The organism is Streptomyces sp. NBC_01283 (genome assembly GCF_041435335.1).
In the GTDB taxonomy this organism is placed as follows: Bacteria; Actinomycetota; Actinomycetes; order Streptomycetales; family Streptomycetaceae; genus Streptomyces.
This window is the reverse complement of sequence record NZ_CP108430.1, coordinates 3619958-3636727: the sequence shown is the minus strand read 5'-3', so window position 1 is coordinate 3636727 and position 16770 is coordinate 3619958. Positions and strand designations below refer to the sequence as shown.

General features: G+C 69.4%; 12 protein-coding genes and 1 pseudogene. 7 read left to right on the top strand and 6 right to left on the bottom strand.

The window, feature by feature from the left end:
• Positions 1-3 precede the first annotated feature (3 nt).
• Together xseA and OG302_RS16390 are read right to left on the bottom strand one after the other, a co-directional pair.
• Positions 4-1260, bottom strand: a complete 1257-nt coding sequence (xseA, locus tag OG302_RS16395) for an exodeoxyribonuclease VII large subunit (protein WP_371527480.1) — start codon at positions 1258-1260, stop codon at positions 4-6.
• A gap of 140 nt (positions 1261-1400) precedes the next feature.
• Positions 1401-2792: an APC family permease gene (locus OG302_RS16390; protein ID WP_371527479.1), complete on the bottom strand. Its 1392-nt coding sequence runs from the start codon at positions 2790-2792 to the stop codon at positions 1401-1403.
• A gap of 76 nt (positions 2793-2868) precedes the next feature.
• Between OG302_RS16390 and OG302_RS16385 the strand changes: the two genes are divergently transcribed.
• Together OG302_RS16385 and ppgK are read left to right on the top strand one after the other, a co-directional pair.
• Positions 2869-3861, top strand: a complete 993-nt coding sequence (locus OG302_RS16385; protein ID WP_371527478.1) for a 4-hydroxy-3-methylbut-2-enyl diphosphate reductase — start codon at positions 2869-2871, stop codon at positions 3859-3861.
• A 35-nt stretch (positions 3862-3896) separates the two neighbouring features.
• Positions 3897-4640 (top strand): polyphosphate--glucose phosphotransferase, encoded by a 744-nt coding sequence (gene ppgK, locus OG302_RS16380; protein ID WP_371527477.1) that lies wholly within the window; start codon positions 3897-3899, stop codon positions 4638-4640.
• Positions 4641-4687: 47 nt separating this feature from the next.
• Here the strand turns inward: ppgK and OG302_RS16375 are convergent, their stop codons facing one another.
• Positions 4688-5332 carry a DUF6542 domain-containing protein gene (locus OG302_RS16375; protein WP_371527476.1) on the bottom strand — a complete coding sequence of 215 codons (645 nt, stop codon included), beginning with the start codon at positions 5330-5332 and terminating at the stop codon, positions 4688-4690.
• 197 nt (positions 5333-5529) lie between these two features.
• Between OG302_RS16375 and ychF the strand changes: the two genes are divergently transcribed.
• Complete coding sequence (ychF, locus tag OG302_RS16370) at positions 5530-6618, top strand: redox-regulated ATPase YchF (RefSeq protein WP_361833027.1); 1089 nt, start codon at positions 5530-5532, stop codon at positions 6616-6618.
• Positions 6619-6730: 112 nt separating this feature from the next.
• On the opposite strand, the pseudogene OG302_RS16365 reads toward ychF, so the two are convergent.
• From OG302_RS16365 to OG302_RS16355, 3 genes and pseudogenes are all read right to left on the bottom strand, one after another.
• Positions 6731-7312 (bottom strand): annotated as a pseudogene (locus OG302_RS16365) (Uma2 family endonuclease).
• Between the two features lie 106 nt (positions 7313-7418).
• Complete coding sequence (locus OG302_RS16360; RefSeq protein ID WP_371527475.1) at positions 7419-8462, bottom strand: ABC transporter permease; 1044 nt, start codon at positions 8460-8462, stop codon at positions 7419-7421.
• On the bottom strand, positions 8459-9418 hold the full coding sequence (locus OG302_RS16355; protein WP_371750137.1) for an ABC transporter ATP-binding protein: 960 nt from the start codon (positions 9416-9418) through the stop codon (positions 8459-8461). Before OG302_RS16355 ends, OG302_RS16360 begins: the two co-directional genes overlap by 4 nt.
• Before the next feature lie 463 nt (positions 9419-9881).
• Between OG302_RS16355 and OG302_RS16350 the strand changes: the two genes are divergently transcribed.
• The 4 genes from OG302_RS16350 (at position 9882) to OG302_RS16335 (ending at position 16739) form a co-directional block, all read left to right on the top strand.
• Entirely contained in the window at positions 9882-11201 is a 1320-nt protein-coding gene (locus OG302_RS16350; RefSeq protein ID WP_371527474.1) for a sensor histidine kinase, read from the top strand.
• Entirely contained in the window at positions 11198-11857 is a 660-nt protein-coding gene (locus OG302_RS16345; RefSeq protein WP_371527473.1) for a response regulator, read from the top strand. The genes OG302_RS16350 and OG302_RS16345 overlap by 4 nt, the downstream gene beginning before the upstream one ends.
• Positions 11858-12509: 652 nt before the next feature.
• Positions 12510-13712 carry an IS110 family transposase gene (locus OG302_RS16340; RefSeq protein WP_371527472.1) on the top strand — a complete coding sequence of 401 codons (1203 nt, stop codon included), beginning with the start codon at positions 12510-12512 and terminating at the stop codon, positions 13710-13712.
• 42 nt (positions 13713-13754) lie between these two features.
• On the top strand, positions 13755-16739 hold the full coding sequence (locus OG302_RS16335) for a CARDB domain-containing protein (RefSeq protein ID WP_371527471.1): 2985 nt from the start codon (positions 13755-13757) through the stop codon (positions 16737-16739).
• Positions 16740-16770: the final 31 nt, after the last annotated feature.

Below are 16770 nucleotides of genomic sequence, written 5' to 3'. Positions count from 1 at the left end.
ACCCTAAATGTCGGTTCGTACGGCGGATTCAGCGGTTTCTGCGGACTCTGCGGACTCGACGGCTCGTACGGTGAACTCGCCCTCGGCGACCCGGGCCCGCAGCTCCTCGCCGGCGGTCACGTCGTCCGCCGCCCGCACCACCGCGCCGTCCGTCTTCTGCAGCACCGCGTAGCCCCGCTGGAGCGTCGCGGCGGGGGAGAGGCCCACCACGCGCGCGTGGGTGTGCGTCAGCTCCGACTCGGCGCGGTCGAGGAGATGCCCGAGCGTGCGGCGGCTGCGGTCGACGAGCGCCGACACCTGCTCCTCACGCTCCTCGATCATGCGGTGCGGATTCTCCATGGAAGGGCGGGCGAGGGCGTGCGCGAGGCCGCGGTCCTCGCGATCCAGGAAGGCGTCCATGCAGCGCCGGGCCCGGTCCCGCAGCCACCGCACGCGCTCGTACTCCTCGCCGACGTCCGGCACGACCTTCTTGGCGGCGTCGGTCGGGGTGGAGGCACGCAGGTCCGCCACGTAGTCGAGCAGGGGGTTGTCCGGCTCGTGCCCGATGGCGGAGACGACGGGCGTACGGCAGGAGGCGACGGCCCGCACGAGCTGCTCGTCCGAGAACGGCAGCAGGTCCTCCACGCTGCCGCCGCCGCGCGCCACGATGATCACGTCGACGGCGTCGAGAGCGTCAAGATCCTTCACGGCCTGGACGACCTGCGGCACGGCGTGCACGCCCTGCACCGGGACGTTGCGCACCTCGAAGCGGACGGCGGGCCAGCGGTGCCGCGCGTTCTCCAGGACGTCCCGCTCGGCGGCGGAGGCGCGGCCGGTGACGAGCCCGATGAGCTGCGGCAGGAAGGGCAGCGGCTTCTTCCGGTCCGCGGCGAACAGCCCCTCCCCGGCGAGGCTCTTCTTCAACTGCTCGATCCGCGCGAGCAGCTCTCCCACGCCGACGGGCTTTATCTCCACGGCCCGCAGGGACAGCTGCCCCCGGGGCGCGTACCACTCGGGCTTGGCGTGGACGACGACCCGGGCGCCCTCGGAGACGACGTCCGCGACGGCGTCGAACACCTGGCGGTAGCAGGTGACGCTGACGGAGATGTCGTGCGAGGGGTCGCGCAGCGTCATGAAGACCACTCCGGCGCCGGGCCTGCGGGACAGCTGGGTGATCTGCCCCTCGACCCACACGGCGCCGAGCCTGTCGATCCACCCGCCGATGAGCCGCGACACCTCGCCGACGGGCAGCGGAGCATCCGCGGACGTGTTCAAAGCCATGCGCCGAGCGTATCGGCACCCTCTGACACGGCCGGGTTTCCGCCCCGGCGAGGGGGACGAGCGTTTCCCGCTCCTACGTTGCGGACTGGACCCCGAGTCTCGGATGGGCGGGCGGGAGACATCCGCCGCGAAGCGGCGGCCTAGGCATCCCCACGACGAGCCCGCTGCCCAAAGAGCACAACGAGCCCCACGACGAGCCAGATCGCCCCCACCACCTGCGCGGACCCCGCGGCTTCCACGATCACCGCGATGGTGATGGCGGCCCCGAGCACGGGGACCAGCACATGCCGCCACCAACTGACCGCCCCGCCCCGCTTCTGCACGGCGAACCACCCCACGACACTCGCGTGCAGAAGCACGAACGCGGTCAAGGCCCCCACATTCACCACCGAGACCAGGTGATCCATCCCGTCGTCACGCCGAGCCGCCCACACCGCGGCGACCATAGTGATCACGGCCGCACACAGAAGCGCTACCCGAGGTGTCCCGGAGTCGGTCTTCGACAGGGCCCCCGGCAGCCGCCGGTCGCGCGCCATGGCGAACAGCAGCCGCCCCGCCGCGGCCTGCCCCGCCAGCGCCGCGAACGCCGCCCCGATCGCCTTGCTGACGGCCACCAGGTCGTGCAGCCAGTCCCCGACCGCCGAGTCGACCGCATCGTAGAAGGCCGACCCCTGCTTGGCCGGCTCGGCGGCCAGCTGTGCCGACGACATCGGCTCCAGGAGCGCCACCAGATACGTCTGGGCGATGAAGAGGACGCCCGCGAGCGCCAGACAGAACAGCACCGCCCGCGCCACCTTCGCCGAGCCCCCCGTCACCTCCTCCGCGAACGAGGCGATCGCGTCGAAGCCCAGATACGAGAGCACCGCCACCGACACCGCCCCCACCACGGCACCCAGCGCGAACGCCCCCTGCGAGCCGTCCCCGCTCAGCGGCGACAGCCAGTCCCGCCGCGCCCCGTCCTGCGCCAGTACGACGATCGCCGACACCACGAAGACGAGGAGGACCACGATCTCCATGGCGAGCACCAGGAACCCGACCCGCGCCGCCGCCCGTACGCCCCACAGGTTCAGCGCGGTCGTCACCAGGACCGCGATCGCCGTCCACACCCACCGGGAGACGGAGGGCACGAGCGCCTCCATCGCGATCCCGGAGAAGAGATAGGCGACCGCCGGGATGAGGAGATAGTCGAGCATCGCCATCCACCCGGCGATGAACCCGGGGCCGTTCCCGAGCCCCACGCGCGCGTAGGCGAAGACCGAACCCGCCTGGGGGACGACCTTCACCATCTGGGCGTAGCTGAAAGCGGTGAACGCCATCGCGATGGTGGCGATGATGTAGACCAGCGCCACGGCGCCGTGCGACTTGGCGTCGAGCGTCCCGAAGACTCCGACCGGTGCCATCGGGGCGATGAACAGCAGACCGTAGACGACGAGATCACGGAAGCCGAGACTGCGCCGCAGCCCGTCGCCCTCCGCGGCGGTGCCGGGGTGGGCACCGGTCGTCGCCTCTGAGTTGCCGGAGTAACCGGACATCGTGCCTCCGTAAGTGAACGCAGGCCTCCAGTCTCCCCAAGAAGCCGATCTTTGACGCGCTGGGCTCGGCCTTACGATGGGGGGCATGACTGCTTCGACTCCTGCCCGCCGAGTCCTGCTCGCCGCCCCCCGCGGCTATTGCGCGGGTGTGGACCGTGCCGTGATCGCCGTCGAGAAGGCCCTTGAGCAGTACGGGGCCCCGATCTACGTACGCCACGAGATCGTCCACAACAAGTACGTGGTGCAGACCCTGGAGAAGAAGGGGGCCATCTTCGTCGACCAGACGGCGGAGGTTCCCGAGGGCTCCATCGTCATGTTCTCCGCGCACGGAGTGGCGCCGACGGTCCACGCGGAGGCCGCCGAGCGGAAACTGGCGACGATCGACGCGACGTGCCCCCTGGTCACGAAGGTCCACAAGGAAGCCGTCCGGTTCGCCAAGGACGACTTCGACATCCTCCTGATCGGCCACGAGGGCCACGAGGAGGTCATCGGCACGTCCGGTGAGGCGCCCGACCACATCACGCTGGTCGACGGCCCCGACGACGTCGCGAACGTCGAGGTCCGCGACCCGGACAAGGTCGTCTGGCTCTCCCAGACCACGCTTTCCGTCGACGAGACCATGGAGACGGTCGACGCCCTCAAGGTCAAGTTCCCGGGCCTGATCTCCCCGCCCAGCGACGACATCTGCTACGCCACGCAGAACCGCCAGATCGCGGTGAAGAAGCTGGCGGAGGACGCCGAGCTGGTCATCGTCGTCGGCTCCAAGAACTCCTCGAACTCGATCCGCATGGTCGAGGTCGCCCTGGACGCGGGCGCCCCCGCCTCGCACCTGGTCGACGGCGCCGACGAGATCGACGAGGCCTGGCTGGAGGGCGTGACCACGGTCGGCCTCACCTCGGGCGCCTCCGTGCCGGACGTCCTGGTGGACGGCGTCATCGAGTGGCTGGCCGAGCGGGGCTACGGCGACGTGGAGACGGTGAAGACGGCCGACGAGTCGATCACCTTCTCGCTGCCGAAGGAGCTCCGCCGTGACCTGCGCGCCGAGGCCGCGGAGCTGTCCCAGAAGTAACGCGGAGCTCAGGCGCTGGCCGTACGGTGGGTCTCATGCAGATCTTCGGTGTGGACATCGGCGGATCAGGGATCAAGGGCGCTCCCGTTGACCTGAACCGTGGAGACCTGGCAAAAGAGCGGCACAAGGTACTGACCCCGCAACCGGCCACGCCCGACGGCGTGGCCGACAAGGTGCAGGAGGTCGTCGAGCACTTCGGGTGGACGGGCCCCGTCGGCGCCACGTTCCCCGGCGTGATGACCGGCGGCACGGCGCGCACGGCGGCCAACGTGGACAAGAGCTGGATCGGCACGGACATCCAGGGCCTGGTCTCGGACCGCCTCGGCGGCGTCCCCGTCACCGTCCTGAACGACGCGGACGCGGCGGGCGTGGCCGAGATGCACTTCGGCGCGGGCCGCGGCCGTACGGGCACGGTCATCCTGCTGACCCTCGGCACGGGCATCGGCAGTGCCCTCTTCACCGGCGGCCGGCTCGTCCCGAACACCGAGCTCGGCCACCTGGAGCTGCACGGACACGACGCGGAGAAGAAGGCGTCGTCCAAGGCCAAGGAGGACGAGGACCTCGACTGGGAGCACTGGGCGCACCGCGTGCAGAAGTATCTGGCGCACGTGGAGATGCTGTTCTCGCCCGAGCTGTTCATCATCGGCGGCGGCGTGAGCCGCAAGTCCCACAAGTTCCTGCCGCTGATCAAGGGCATCCGGGCGGATCTGGTCCCCGCTGAGCTGCAGAACAACGCGGGGATCGTGGGCGCGGCGATGGCGGCGGCGGACAAGGTGTAGCGGTGGACGAGGTGTAGGGCCACGCCGTTGTTCGTGGCGCATGCCTCCTACGCGGTGGGCATGCGCCTCTTGGCTCCCTGGGGCCGGGGCCGGGGCCGGGGCCCGGTCGGGGCGGAGGACGCGGCCCGCGCCCGGCGCCGCTGTCCCATGAGCTTGATGCGGCGCACGGTGACGATCAGACCGGCGGCGAGCGTCCCGGCGTACAGCCAGCCCGCGTGCAGCGCGAGCGACGTGATCAGCCCCATGAAGTGGCCGCCGAAGCCGCCGCCGTTGCCCCCGGAGATCGGCACGAGGCCGACGGCGAAGGCGATCGGCACGGCCACCGGAGCGGTCACCAGGTCGGCGGGCCGCACCCAGAACGCGGTCAGCACGCTCACGGGCAGGAAGAGCACGCCGTACGCGACGCCCGAACTCCCGAAGAGCAGCCACAGCAGACAGGCGAGCAGGAACATCGCCGCGGAACAGAAGAGACCGCTGCCGAGCCCCGTGAGACGCGGGTTCGGCATGCCGCGCAGCGTGCGGTAGAGGGGCAGCGCGCGCAGTTTGCGTACGAAGGGCGGGAGGGGGCGGCGGGGGCGGGACGTGGCGCGGTAGACCGCCGCGCCGTCGCCGGGCCTGCCCTGCGGGGGCAGGGGCGCGGTGCGTCGCGGCCGGGCCGGAGGCTGGGGGGGACGCGTCCTGTGTTGCTCCACCGGACCAACCTAGGTCGAGCCGTACCGATAATCCTGCCTGGGACACGCCCTTTGGCCGACCTTGGCCATGCGTTCGACAGGGGAGCGATACGCCGACGAGGGCGGGGCCCGCACGCCGTAGACTGGGGGATCGCCCTACGGTCGCTCCGGCCCTCCGGGCCGTCCACCCACAGCACTCACGTACGGGAAGTCGCAACGTGTCGCTCACGATCGGAATCGTCGGTCTGCCGAATGTCGGCAAGTCGACCCTGTTCAACGCCCTGACCAAGAACGACGTGCTGGCGGCCAACTACCCGTTCGCCACGATCGAGCCGAATGTCGGCGTGGTCGGCGTCCCCGACCCCCGCCTCACCAAGTTGGCCGAGATCTTTTCCTCGCAGAAGGTCCTCCCGGCGACGGTCGACTTCGTCGACATCGCGGGCATCGTGCGCGGCGCGAGCGAGGGTGAGGGCCTGGGCAACAAGTTCCTCGCGAACATCCGCGAGTCGGACGCGATCTGCCAGGTCATCCGTGCCTTCAAGGACGAGAACGTCGTGCACGTGGACGGCAAGGTCTCGCCCAAGGACGACATCGAGACGATCAACACGGAGCTGATCCTCGCGGACCTCCAGACGATCGAGAAGGTCCTCCCGCGCCTCCAGAAGGAATCGCGCATCAAGAAGGACGTCGCCCCGAAGGTGAAGGCGGTCGAGGAGGCCCAGGCGATCCTGGAGAAGGGCGACACCCTCTTCTCGGCAGGCATCGTCCAGGGCTCGGGCAAGGAAGAACTCCTCCACGACCTGCACCTCCTCACCACCAAGCCGTTCCTCTACGTCTTCAACGTGGACGAGGACGAGCTGACGGACGACGAGTTCAAGGCCGCGCAGAGCGCCCTGGTCGCCCCCGCGGAGGCGATCTTCCTCAACGCGAAGCTGGAGTCGGAGCTCGTGGAGCTGGAGGAGGACGAGGCCCTCGAACTCCTCCAGTCGGTGGGCCAGGAGGAGCCGGGCCTCGCCACCCTCGCCCACGTGGGCTTCCGCACCCTCGGCCTCCAGACGTACCTCACCGCCGGCCCCAAGGAATCCCGCGCCTGGACGATCCCCCAGGGCGCCACGGCCCCCGAGGCCGCGGGCGTGATCCACACGGACTTCCAGAAGGGCTTCATCAAGGCCGAGGTCATCTCCTTCGAGGACCTGGTCGAAACGGGCTCGGTCGCCGAGGCCCGCGCGAAGGGCAAGGCGCGCATGGAGGGCAAGGAGTATGTGATGCAGGACGGGGACGTGGTGGAGTTCCGGTTCAACGTGTAGTCGAGGTGTCGCCGCACGTTGGATGATGTCGTCGAATGTGCCATGCGGAAGGGGTCGGACTCCGAGGAGTCCGACCCCTTCTGTGATCCCGTGTCGGATCGGGGCTGACTTTTCAGCTGCTTCGGGGCGGTGTGAGCTTGTCGAGGTCCAGGCTGATCTCGAAAGGCACCGGGCGCTGGAGGGTGCCCCGGAAGATGCCGGCGGGTGCGTAGGCGCCGGTGGGTTCGTCGAGCTCGTAGACGTGTACGGCGGGTGCCCCGTCCTCGTCCTCGATGCACCAGTAGTGCGGGATGCCGGCGTCCGCGTACTTGCGGAGCTTTACTGTGCGATCGCGATGGGCGGACTCGGGGGAGACGACCTCGATGACGAGCTGGACGTCTTGCGGCGCGAACCAGGTGCGGTCGCCGTCGAAGTCGGCCGTCGTCACCAGTAGGTCCGGCTCGGGGCGGTTGCGCGGGTCGAGCTTGATGGTCATCTCGCGGCTGACTCTGGTGTCGGCGGGCACCTGCTCCATGAGTGCGACCGTGAGCATGGTGACGAGGTGGCCACGCCATCACCTCTGGGGCGACATCATGAAGACGAGGGCGCCATCGATCAGCTCGGTGTGGCGGGGTGCCTCGGGGAGGCGGTCCAGGTCCTCCGCGAACCAGCCTTCCGCGCCAGGCGGGCGCATCCAGTCGGGCAGTGCGGTCATGGGACAACCCTAGCGATTGTGGCCGTCACGGGGGGAGCGTCGATTCCCGGAGCTCAAGGGGCCGGCTCCTTTGGGAGTCGGCCCCTTTCTGTTGCTCTGGGGTGTCTTACAGGAGGCGCTTGCGGCACCAGAGGACGGTGAATGCGGTGACGGCTGCGGTGAGGGTGAGCATGATGGCTGTGCCGAGCCACTGCATCGTGTGCATCTGGTCGATGGGGAGGTAGTCCATCGACCAGCCGACGACGTGCTTGGACTCCAGGCAGGCGGTGTGTGCCTTTGCGTCGTCCATCTTGTCGAGGCACGTCATCCAGTCCAGGCGGTCTCCGGAGCTGGTGATGAAGTCGGTGCCCTGGCCCTGCTGCACGGCCTGGGCGGGCAGTTCCGGCTGCTTGGCGCCGGGGCCGACGCCCTTGTCGGTGCTGACCGTCATGACGTGTCCCAGGTTCACCCGGAACCGGTCCCAGACGAGCCCGATCGCCACGACGATGCCGAGCGTGACCACCATCGACACCAGCGTGCGGCGCAGGACCATGCCGACCGCCACGCCCACGGTGAAGGTCAGCAGGGCGTAGGCCACCGGCATGGCTCCGGTGACGTCGAAGATCACGCCGCTGGTCCATTCCATCTGCTGGGCACTCATCCTGACCGGGCTCCACCACCAGTTGTAGACGGCGGAGAGCACGCCGGTGGACAGCGCGATCAGTGCGGCGGGCACGGCGAGCTTCGTGGTGATCCACCGGAGCCTGCTGACGGACTGCGACGTCACCAGCTTGGCCGTGCCGGTCTCCAGGTCGCCCGCGACGAGCGGGGCGCCGAGGAGGACACCCGCCAGGACGGGGAGGTAGCCCAGATAGCTTCCGGCGTCGAAGAGACGCTCGCCGAACGGCTCGAAACCGGGCGGCAGACCGCCGGGCTTCTTCTCGGACGGGTCCAGGGTGCGCAGGTAGTCCATCATCTGCCCGCGCAGGAAGACCATGGCGGCCACGGACAGGAGGGTGACGGCGATGATGGTCCAGAACGCGGCGCGGTGCTGGCGCCAGACGAGCCACGTCGTACCGCCGAGCCTGGGGATCAGGCGTCGGGGGCTCCGACCCTGCTGCGGGTGGCCTTCGGGTGCCGTGGGGGCCGGGGCCTGAGTGAGCGTGCTCATGCGGTCACCGTCTTCTGCTGGTCGCGGGCGATGATGTCGTGGATGTCGCCCGCCTGGGCGCTGGGGGCGATCAGCGGAGGCGCGTCGGGCGACCGCAGATAGGCCAGGAGAAGCTCCTCCAGGGTGGGCGGCTCGGCCTGCCCGCCGTACTGGACGGGTGTGCCGAGACGTACCAGGACACCCGGACGTCCCTCGTCGTTGCGGGACTCGATGACCCGGTGGGGGGCGAGGGCGGGGGACGTGGCGGCCGTCGGGACGGCGAACAGGGCGTGTGCGGCGCGCAGTTCGTTCACCTCGCCCGCCAGCCGCAGACCGCCGTTCGCGACGACGACGAGGTAGTCGCAGATGTGCTGGAGCTCGGCGAGCATGTGCGACGACACCAGTACCGTCGTGCCGTGCTGGGCTGCCTCCGTCTTGAGCGTCGTCATGAGCTCGCGGCGGACCAGCGGGTCCAGATCGGACATCGGCTCGTCGAGGATGAGCAGATCGGGGCGCTTCCCGAAGGCCAGGGCGAAGGCCACTCGGGTGCGCTGCCCGCCGGACAGGGTCCCGATCTTTGCCTGCATCGGCACCCCGCCCGCGTTGACGATGCCTTCCGCGACACCCTGGTCCCAGCGGGGGTTGAGTTCGCGGCCGAGGCGCAGGGTCTCGGCGACGGTGAAGCGCCGGAACAGCGGCTTCTCCTGGGACAGGAACGCGGTGCGCAGGACCGCCTCCCTCGACCCCGGTACGGCGCCGAACACCCGCAGGGCGCCGGCCGTCGGCTGGATCATGTTGGTGGCCAGGCTCATCAGGGTGCTCTTGCCCGCGCCGTTGGGGCCGACGAGGCCGCACACCCGCCCGGCGGGCAGCCGGAAGGAGACGTCCCGCAGTGCCCAGCCGCGCCGGTACCTCTTGCCGAGTCCGTGGGCCTCGATCGCCGATGCTCCGAGGGAGGGCGGGGGCCCGAACCCCATTCCGTTTCCGTGGTGCATCGCTGAGTGGCCGTGGTCCATGGGTGGCTCCTGTACGTGGGGAGAGGAGGGGGGGAGCGCGGAGGGGAGACGGGAGGGGGTGACCGGGGCGGTCACGGTCACGGTCTCGGTCTTCCCGCGGGGCGCGGCTGCGAGCGGTGCCCGGCTGTTCCGTCGCCCCGGCCGACGCTCCGGCATCCCGGGGCGGGGAGCAGTCCCCCGGGGCGGGCTCCAGCACCTGCGGGGTTCCCCGCCGGGGTGAGGTCGGCCGTGATCATGACATGCTCCCTGTGTGGTGAAACCCGTGTGGTGAGACCGCGTGGCGGAAGGCGATTGCCGCCCCGACCGCCGCCCCGGTGGACACCACTCTTCTCCGCCGCGTCCCGCGGCGGATCGGGCGAAAGGCAGATCTTGTGCGGCCGGCTCCGACTTTCGGCCGGTCCGCGGAGGGACGACGGTGAGAGAGATGACGGACGCGGCGGAGACGGCGCACGAAGCGGCCCCGCCCGCGGCGACACACCTGGGCACATCCCCGGCCGCGAGCACAGCCATGGCCGCGGCCACTCGTGGCAAGGGGCGCGCCCTGCAGGCCCTGCCCGTCCAGATCTGGGCCCTGCTCGTCTGCGGTCTGTTCGGCCTGGTCGTGCTGGACACGTTGGGCGGTGCCTACTGGATCGAGAGGCACGGCCCCGCCAAGCTGATCGGCGTCCTGGTGGCCATCGGTGTCGTCATGGCCTCGCCCCGGCTCGGCAGCCGGGCACTGCCGGGCGTCGCCTGCGTACTCGCGGTGGTGTCGCTCTGCCTCTCGGTATGGCTGCACCTGGAGATGCGGGTCGCCTCGCAGGCGTTCGGACTCGCCGAACCGGCCGCACTGGTGTGGCTCGTGCTGGTCGTCGCCCGACGAGGGAAGCCGTCCTGGGCGACGGTGGCCGTCCCCCTGCTGTTCATGGCGATCGTGCTGCGGCCGGTGTCGATCTCGGTACGGCAGAACATGGTCATCATGGCGCTGATCTACGCCCTGGCCGCGGTCACCGCATTGGGCATCGGCCTCGGGATACGTCTGCTCCTGGTGGACCGGCGGCGACAGGCGGCGGCTCTCAGGCTGGAGCAGCGGACGGAGTTCGCCAGGGACCTGCACGACTTCGTCGCCCACCACGTGACCGGCATCGTCGTACAGGCACAGGGAGCCCAGGTGATGGCCGGCCGGAAGCCCGAGCTCGTGCCGCCCGCGCTGCAGCGGATCGAGCAGGCGGGCTCGGAGGCGCTGACCTCCATGCGCCACATGGTGGGGATGCTGCGCGACGCCGACGGGGAAGTGGCGCTGACGCCGCTGGCCGGCATCGACGAAGTGCGTTCGCTCGTCGAGGAGTTCTCGGCGGTCGGTGGCGCCCGGGCCCGGCTCGATCTGCAAGGGAGCTTCGACGACCTGCCGGTGGAAGTGACCACCACCGCCCACCGGGTGGTGATGGAGGCCCTCACCAACGTACGCAAGCACGCCCACGGATGCACCGAGGTGCGGGTGCGCGTGGACCGCTCGGGAGACCGGGTCGCCGTACGGGTCACCGACGACGGACGGCCGCGGCACGTCTCCGGCAGCGGTTTCGGGCTGAAGGGGCTGGCCGAGCGGGTGGGCCTGATCGGCGGAAGCGTCCAGGCGGGCCCGGTGACGGCAGGCGGCTGGGGCGTCGAGGCGACGCTCCCCATGACACCGGTGCCACCGGAATCCCAGGGAGCCCAGACAAACCGGACGTCATCGGCGTCCTCGACAGGGACGGTGTCCTCGTGACGATCCGAGTGCTCATCGCCGACGACCAGGCCATGGTCCGCGCCGGGTTCGCGATGATCCTGGCCGCGGAGGACGACATCGACGTCGTCGCGGAGGCCGTGGACGGCGTGCATGCCGTGGAACTCACCCAGCGCCACCGGCCCGACGTGGTGCTCATGGACATCCGGATGCCCCGCATGGACGGGCTGGAGGCACTGCGCAGGCTGACCCGCCCCGGCACCGTGAACCCGCCGAAGGTCGTCGTGGTGACGACGTTCGACGACGACGAGTACGTCCAACGAGCCCTGGGCGAGGGCGCTTCCGGGTTCCTGATCAAGGACTCAGGACCCGCCCTCCTCGTCGAGGCGATCAGGGCTGCCGCCTCGGGCGAGGCGCTGGTGAGCCCGGCCATCACGGTCCGGTTGCTGCAACGCCTCAACAGCGCGGTGCCCACCCCGCACCGGCAGCCGCACACCGCGCTCTCCGTGCGGGAGGAGGATCTGGTGCGGCTGGTGGCCAGAGGCCTCACCAACGCCGAGATCGCCACCGAACTGACCATCTCGGTGGGCACGGTGAAGACCCATCTCGCCAACGTGCAGACCAAGTTGACCGCCCGCAACCGCGTGGAGATCGCCGCCTGGGCGTGGGAGTCGGGGCTGGTGGAGGGGCGAGGCTGACCCACGTGGCCCCGGACAACCGGTGCCACGGGGGACGCAAGATCTTGATGAATTCGAGCAAGAAGTTCGCTTGCCTGGGTGCCGGCCCTCACGCTCCTCGCTCCGTGCAAACCATCCGCTGGCCAGGCGCATGTCGCCCCGGGCCCCGGCGGTGCTGCGGCGCACGGTGAACACCCTTGCTGTGTACAGGAGTTACATGGTGTGCGTGAAGCGTTGACATTCCTGAGGCGTGGGGCAAATCTGTGGTCCTGCAAGTGCAAAAAATCGACTGGACTCAGAAAATTCCGCATAGACCCATGCGCGTCGTGAGTTCACGTCAGGAACTTCCCCCAGTACTCCCAGTTCCCCCGGCACTCCCAGTTCCTCCAGTACTCCCAGTTCCCCCGCCCCGTTATCTTCTTCGCGGTTCCGCAATGGGACCGCTGGCCTCCGGGCCCGGCATGACTGTTGCCCCCTGTCGAACCGATGACCTGGGGGGTGGTGTCACCGGGCCCGAGAGGCGCCGTTGGAGACGCTGATGAGAGGTCCGACCACCGCCTGGCCTGGCGCAATGCCCGGCCGTTCGCGGGCGGCAGGTCTGCATAACGTGGATGCGCGCATACGACGCCAACGCCCTGGCCAGCACCGCACGAACCTCGTTAGGGAGGATGGGTTGGACAACATCGACGACGTGGGCGTCTTCCTGGGTCTGGACGTCGGCAAGAGCGCCCATCACGGGCACGGCCTCACCCCGGCCGGGAAGAAGGTCTTCGACAAGCAGCTGCCCAACAGCGAGCCGAAACTGCGGGCCGTCTTCGACAAGCTGACCGCCAAGTTCGACACCGTCCTGGTGATCGTGGACCAGCCCGCCTCCATCGGCGCCCTGCCCCTGACCGTCGCCCGGGACGCCGGCTGCAAGGTCGCCTACCTGCCCGGTCTGTCGATGCGACGCATCGCCGACCTCTACCCCGGCGAGGCGAAAACCGACGCCAAGGACGCCGCGGTGATCGCGGACGCGGCCCGGACCATGCCACACACCCTGCGCTCGTTGGAACTGACCGACGAGATCACCGCCGAGCTGACCGTGCTGGTGGGCTTCGATCAGGACCTGGCGGCCGAGGCGACCCGCACCTCCAACCGGATACGCGGCCTGCTCACCCAGTTCCACCCCAGCCTGGAGCGCGTCCTTGGCCCGCGCCTGGACCACCAGGCCGTGACCTGGCTGCTGGAACGCTACGGGTCCCCGGCCGCGTTGCGGAAAGCCGGCCGCCGCAGGCTCGTTGAGGTGATCCGGCCCAAGGCTCCGCGCATGGCCCAGCGGCTGATCGACGAGGTCTTCGACGCGCTCGACGAGCAGACCGTCGTGGTCCCGGGCACCGGCACCCTCGACGTCGTGATCCCCTCCCTGGCCCGTTCGCTCACGGCTGTCCACGAGCAACGACGAGCTCTGGAAGCGCAGATCGGACAGCTGCTGGAGGCTCACCCTCTTTCCGCGGTCCTGACCTCGATTCCGGGGGTCGCGGTCAGGACCGCCGCCACCTTGCTGGTCACCGTCGGCGACGGCACCGGCTTCCCCACCGCCGCCCACCTGGCCTCCTACGCCGGCCTCGCCCCCACGACCAAGTCATCCGGGACATCGATCCACGGCGAACACGCCCCCCGAGGCGGCAACCGGCAACTCAAACGGGCGATGTTCCTGTCCGCGTTCGCCGCCCTGCACGATCCCGCCTCCCGCGCCTACTACGACAAATGCCGGGCCAGAGGAAAGACCCACACACAAGCCCTCCTCCGGCTCGCCCGGCAACGGATCAACGTGCTGTTCGCGATGCTCCGCGACGGCACCTTCTACGAACCCCGCACCCCACGCCTCGCTTGACGAAAGACATAGAGGCACCCCCGTGGAACAGAGGACGACGCCATGAGACGGAAGCAACGCAGCCGGCGGCTGATCCCCGCCCTGCTCAGTGCTGGACTGATAGCCCTCGGCATTGTGCCCCTCGGCTCCGGCGCGGCCACCGCGCGGCCCGCCGCCGAGCCCGTGAACCTCGCCCTGAACAAGCCGATCGAGGCGTCCTCGTCGACGCAGAACTACTTCGCCACGAACGCCAACGACAACAGCACCAGCACCTACTGGGAGTCGAGCGGCCATCCGTCGACGCTGACGGTGAAGCTCGGCGCCAACGCAGACCTCGCCTCGGTCGTCGTCAAGCTCAACCCCGACGCCGCCTGGTCGACCCGCACGCAGAGCATCGAGGTGCTCGGGCGTGAGCAGGCCGCCCAGGACTTCAAGTCCGTGAAGGCGCGGGCCGATTACTCGTTCAACCCGTCCGGGAATCAGAACTCCGTGACGATCCCGGTCAGCGGCCGGTACGCCGACGTACAGCTGAAGATCTTCGGCAACAGCTCCGGATACGGCGCCCAGGCCGCCGAGTTCCAGGTCATGGGGACCCCGGCCCCCAACCCCGACCTGACCGTCTCGAACCTCACCTGGGATCCCGCGCAGCCCTCCGAGAGCGACACGATCAACGTGAACGCGACGGTACGCAACACCGGCAGCGCGGCAGCCGCCGCGACCACGGTGAACGTCAGTCTCGGCGGCACCGTCGCGGGCAGTGCTCCGGTGCCCGCGCTCGGCGCCGGGGAGTCGGCCGTCGTCAAGGTCGGCATCGGCAAGCGGGCACAGGGGAGTTACACCGTGTCCGCGGTGGTCGACCCGACCGACACGATCGACGAGCAGAACGACGACAACAACAGCCGTACTGCGGAAAGCAAGTTGACGGTCGGTCAGGCTCCCGGGCCCGACCTGGAGGTCACCGGGATCACGTCCAGCCCGGCCAACCCCGCCGTCGGCGCGAAGGTCACCTTCGCGGCGAAGGTCCACAACCGCGGTACCAGCGGCGTGAGCGCGGGATCGGTGGCCCGGCTGACGGTGGGCGGCACCACGCTCAACGGCACGACTCCGGCCATCGCCGCGGGTGAGACGGCCACCGTGAACATCAGCGGCAGCTGGACCGCCGCCAGCGGCGGTGCCACGCTCACCGCGACCGCGGATGCCACGAACGCCGTCGCCGAGACCAACGAGAACAACAACGTCTTCGCGCGCTCCATCGTCGTCGGGCGCGGGGCGGCCGTCCCTTACGTCGAGTACGAGGCGGAGGACGCCCGGTACGAGGGCACCCTCCTGGAGGCCGACGCGGAACGCACCTTCGGTCACACCAACTACGCATCGGAGTCCTCGGGACGCAAGTCGGTGCGCCTCAATTCCGCTGGCCAGTATGTGGAGTTCACCTCGACGAGCGCGTCCAACTCCATCGTCGTACGCAACTCCATCCCCGACGCGCCGGGCGGCGGCGGCCAGGAGAAGACCCTCAGCCTCTACGCGGACGGCAAGTTCGTGCAGAAGCTGAATCTCTCCTCCAAGCACAGCTGGCTGTACGGCAACACCGATCAGCCCGAGGGTCTGACCAACACCCCGGGCGGCGACGCGCGGCGGCTCTTCGACGAGTCGCACGCACTGCTCGCGCAGACGTATCCGCAGGGCACCAAGTTCAAGCTGCAGCGCGACGCCGGTGACGACGCCGCGTTCTACATCGTCGACCTGGTCGATCTGGAGCAGGTGGCCCCCGCGGCTAGCAAGCCCGCCGAGTGCACCTCGATCACCACGTACGGAGCGATCCCGAACGACGGCATCGACGACACGGCCGCGATCCAGCGCGCCGTGACGGCCGACCAGAACGGCGACATCGCCTGCGTGTGGATCCCGGCGGGACAGTGGCGCCAGGAGCAGAAGATCCTCACCGACGACCCGCTGAACCGCGGCCAGTTCAACCAGGTGGGCATCCGTGACGTCACGATCCGCGGTGCGGGCATGTGGCACTCGCAGCTCTACACGCTGACCCCGCCGCAGGACGCGGGCGGCATCAACCATCCGCACGAGGGCAACTTCGGCTTCGACATCGACGACAACACCAAGATCTCCGGCATCGCCATCTTCGGCTCGGGCACCATCCGCGGCGGCGACGGCAACGCGGAGGGCGGCGTCGGTCTCAACGGCCGCTTCGGCAAGAACACGAAGATCGACGACGTATGGATCGAGCACGCCAACGTCGGCACCTGGGTCGGCCGCGACTACAGCAACATCCCCGAGCTGTGGGGCCCCGGCGACGGCCTGGAGTTCAGCGGGATGCGGATACGCAACACGTACGCCGACGGCATCAACTTCACCAACGGCACCCGCAATTCGACCGTCTTCAACTCCTCGTTCCGCAACACCGGTGACGACGCGCTCGCCGTGTGGGCCAGCAAGTACGTCAAGGACACGTCGGTGGACGCCGGTCACGACAACGTCTTCCGCAACAACACGGTGCAGCTGCCCTGGCGGGCCAACGGCATCGCGGTGTACGGCGGTTACGGCAACAAGATCGAGAACAACCTCGTGTACGACACCATGAACTACCCCGGCATCATGCTCGCGACCGACCACGACCCGATCCCCTTCACCGGGGAGACGCTGATCGCGAACAACGGGCTCTACCGCACCGGCGGCGCGTTCTGGAACGAGGACCAGGAATTCGGCGCCATCACGCTGTTCGCGCAGGGTCCTTCCATCCCCGGCGTCACGATCCGCGACACCGACATCCATGACTCGACGTACGACGGCATCCAGTTCAAGACGGGTGGCGGTGCCATGCCGGACGTGACGATCTCCGACGTGACGATCTCCAAGTCCAACAACGGCTCCGGCATCCTCGCCATGGGCGGCGCACGCGGCAGCGCGACGCTCACGGACGTGACGATCACCGACTCGCGGGACGGGAACATCCTGATCGAGCCCGGCTCGCAGTTCGTGATCAATGGAGGAGGCGCCAAGAAGTCCGCCGCCCGGAGTTTCTCCCTCCGGTAACGGCGGAGGTGGCGTCGAAGCGGGGTCATGC

What these genes read in the sequence shown, in the direction of transcription:
- xseA (WP_371527480.1), bottom strand. Translation starts at nt 1,260, where the DNA reads ATGGCTTTGAACACGTCCGCGGATGCTCCGCTGCCCGTCGGCGAGGTG.
- OG302_RS16390 (WP_371527479.1), bottom strand. Translation starts at nt 2,792, where the DNA reads ATGTCCGGTTACTCCGGCAACTCAGAGGCGACGACCGGTGCCCACCCC.
- OG302_RS16385 (WP_371527478.1), top strand. Translation starts at nt 2,869, where the DNA reads ATGGGGGGCATGACTGCTTCGACTCCTGCCCGCCGAGTCCTGCTCGCC.
- ppgK (WP_371527477.1), top strand. Translation starts at nt 3,897, where the DNA reads ATGCAGATCTTCGGTGTGGACATCGGCGGATCAGGGATCAAGGGCGCT.
- OG302_RS16360 (WP_371527475.1), bottom strand. Translation starts at nt 8,462, where the DNA reads ATGAGCACGCTCACTCAGGCCCCGGCCCCCACGGCACCCGAAGGCCAC.
- OG302_RS16355 (WP_371750137.1), bottom strand. Translation starts at nt 9,418, where the DNA reads ATGGGGTTCGGGCCCCCGCCCTCCCTCGGAGCATCGGCGATCGAGGCC.
- OG302_RS16350 (WP_371527474.1), top strand. Translation starts at nt 9,882, where the DNA reads ATGACGGACGCGGCGGAGACGGCGCACGAAGCGGCCCCGCCCGCGGCG.
- OG302_RS16335 (WP_371527471.1), top strand. Translation starts at nt 13,755, where the DNA reads ATGAGACGGAAGCAACGCAGCCGGCGGCTGATCCCCGCCCTGCTCAGT.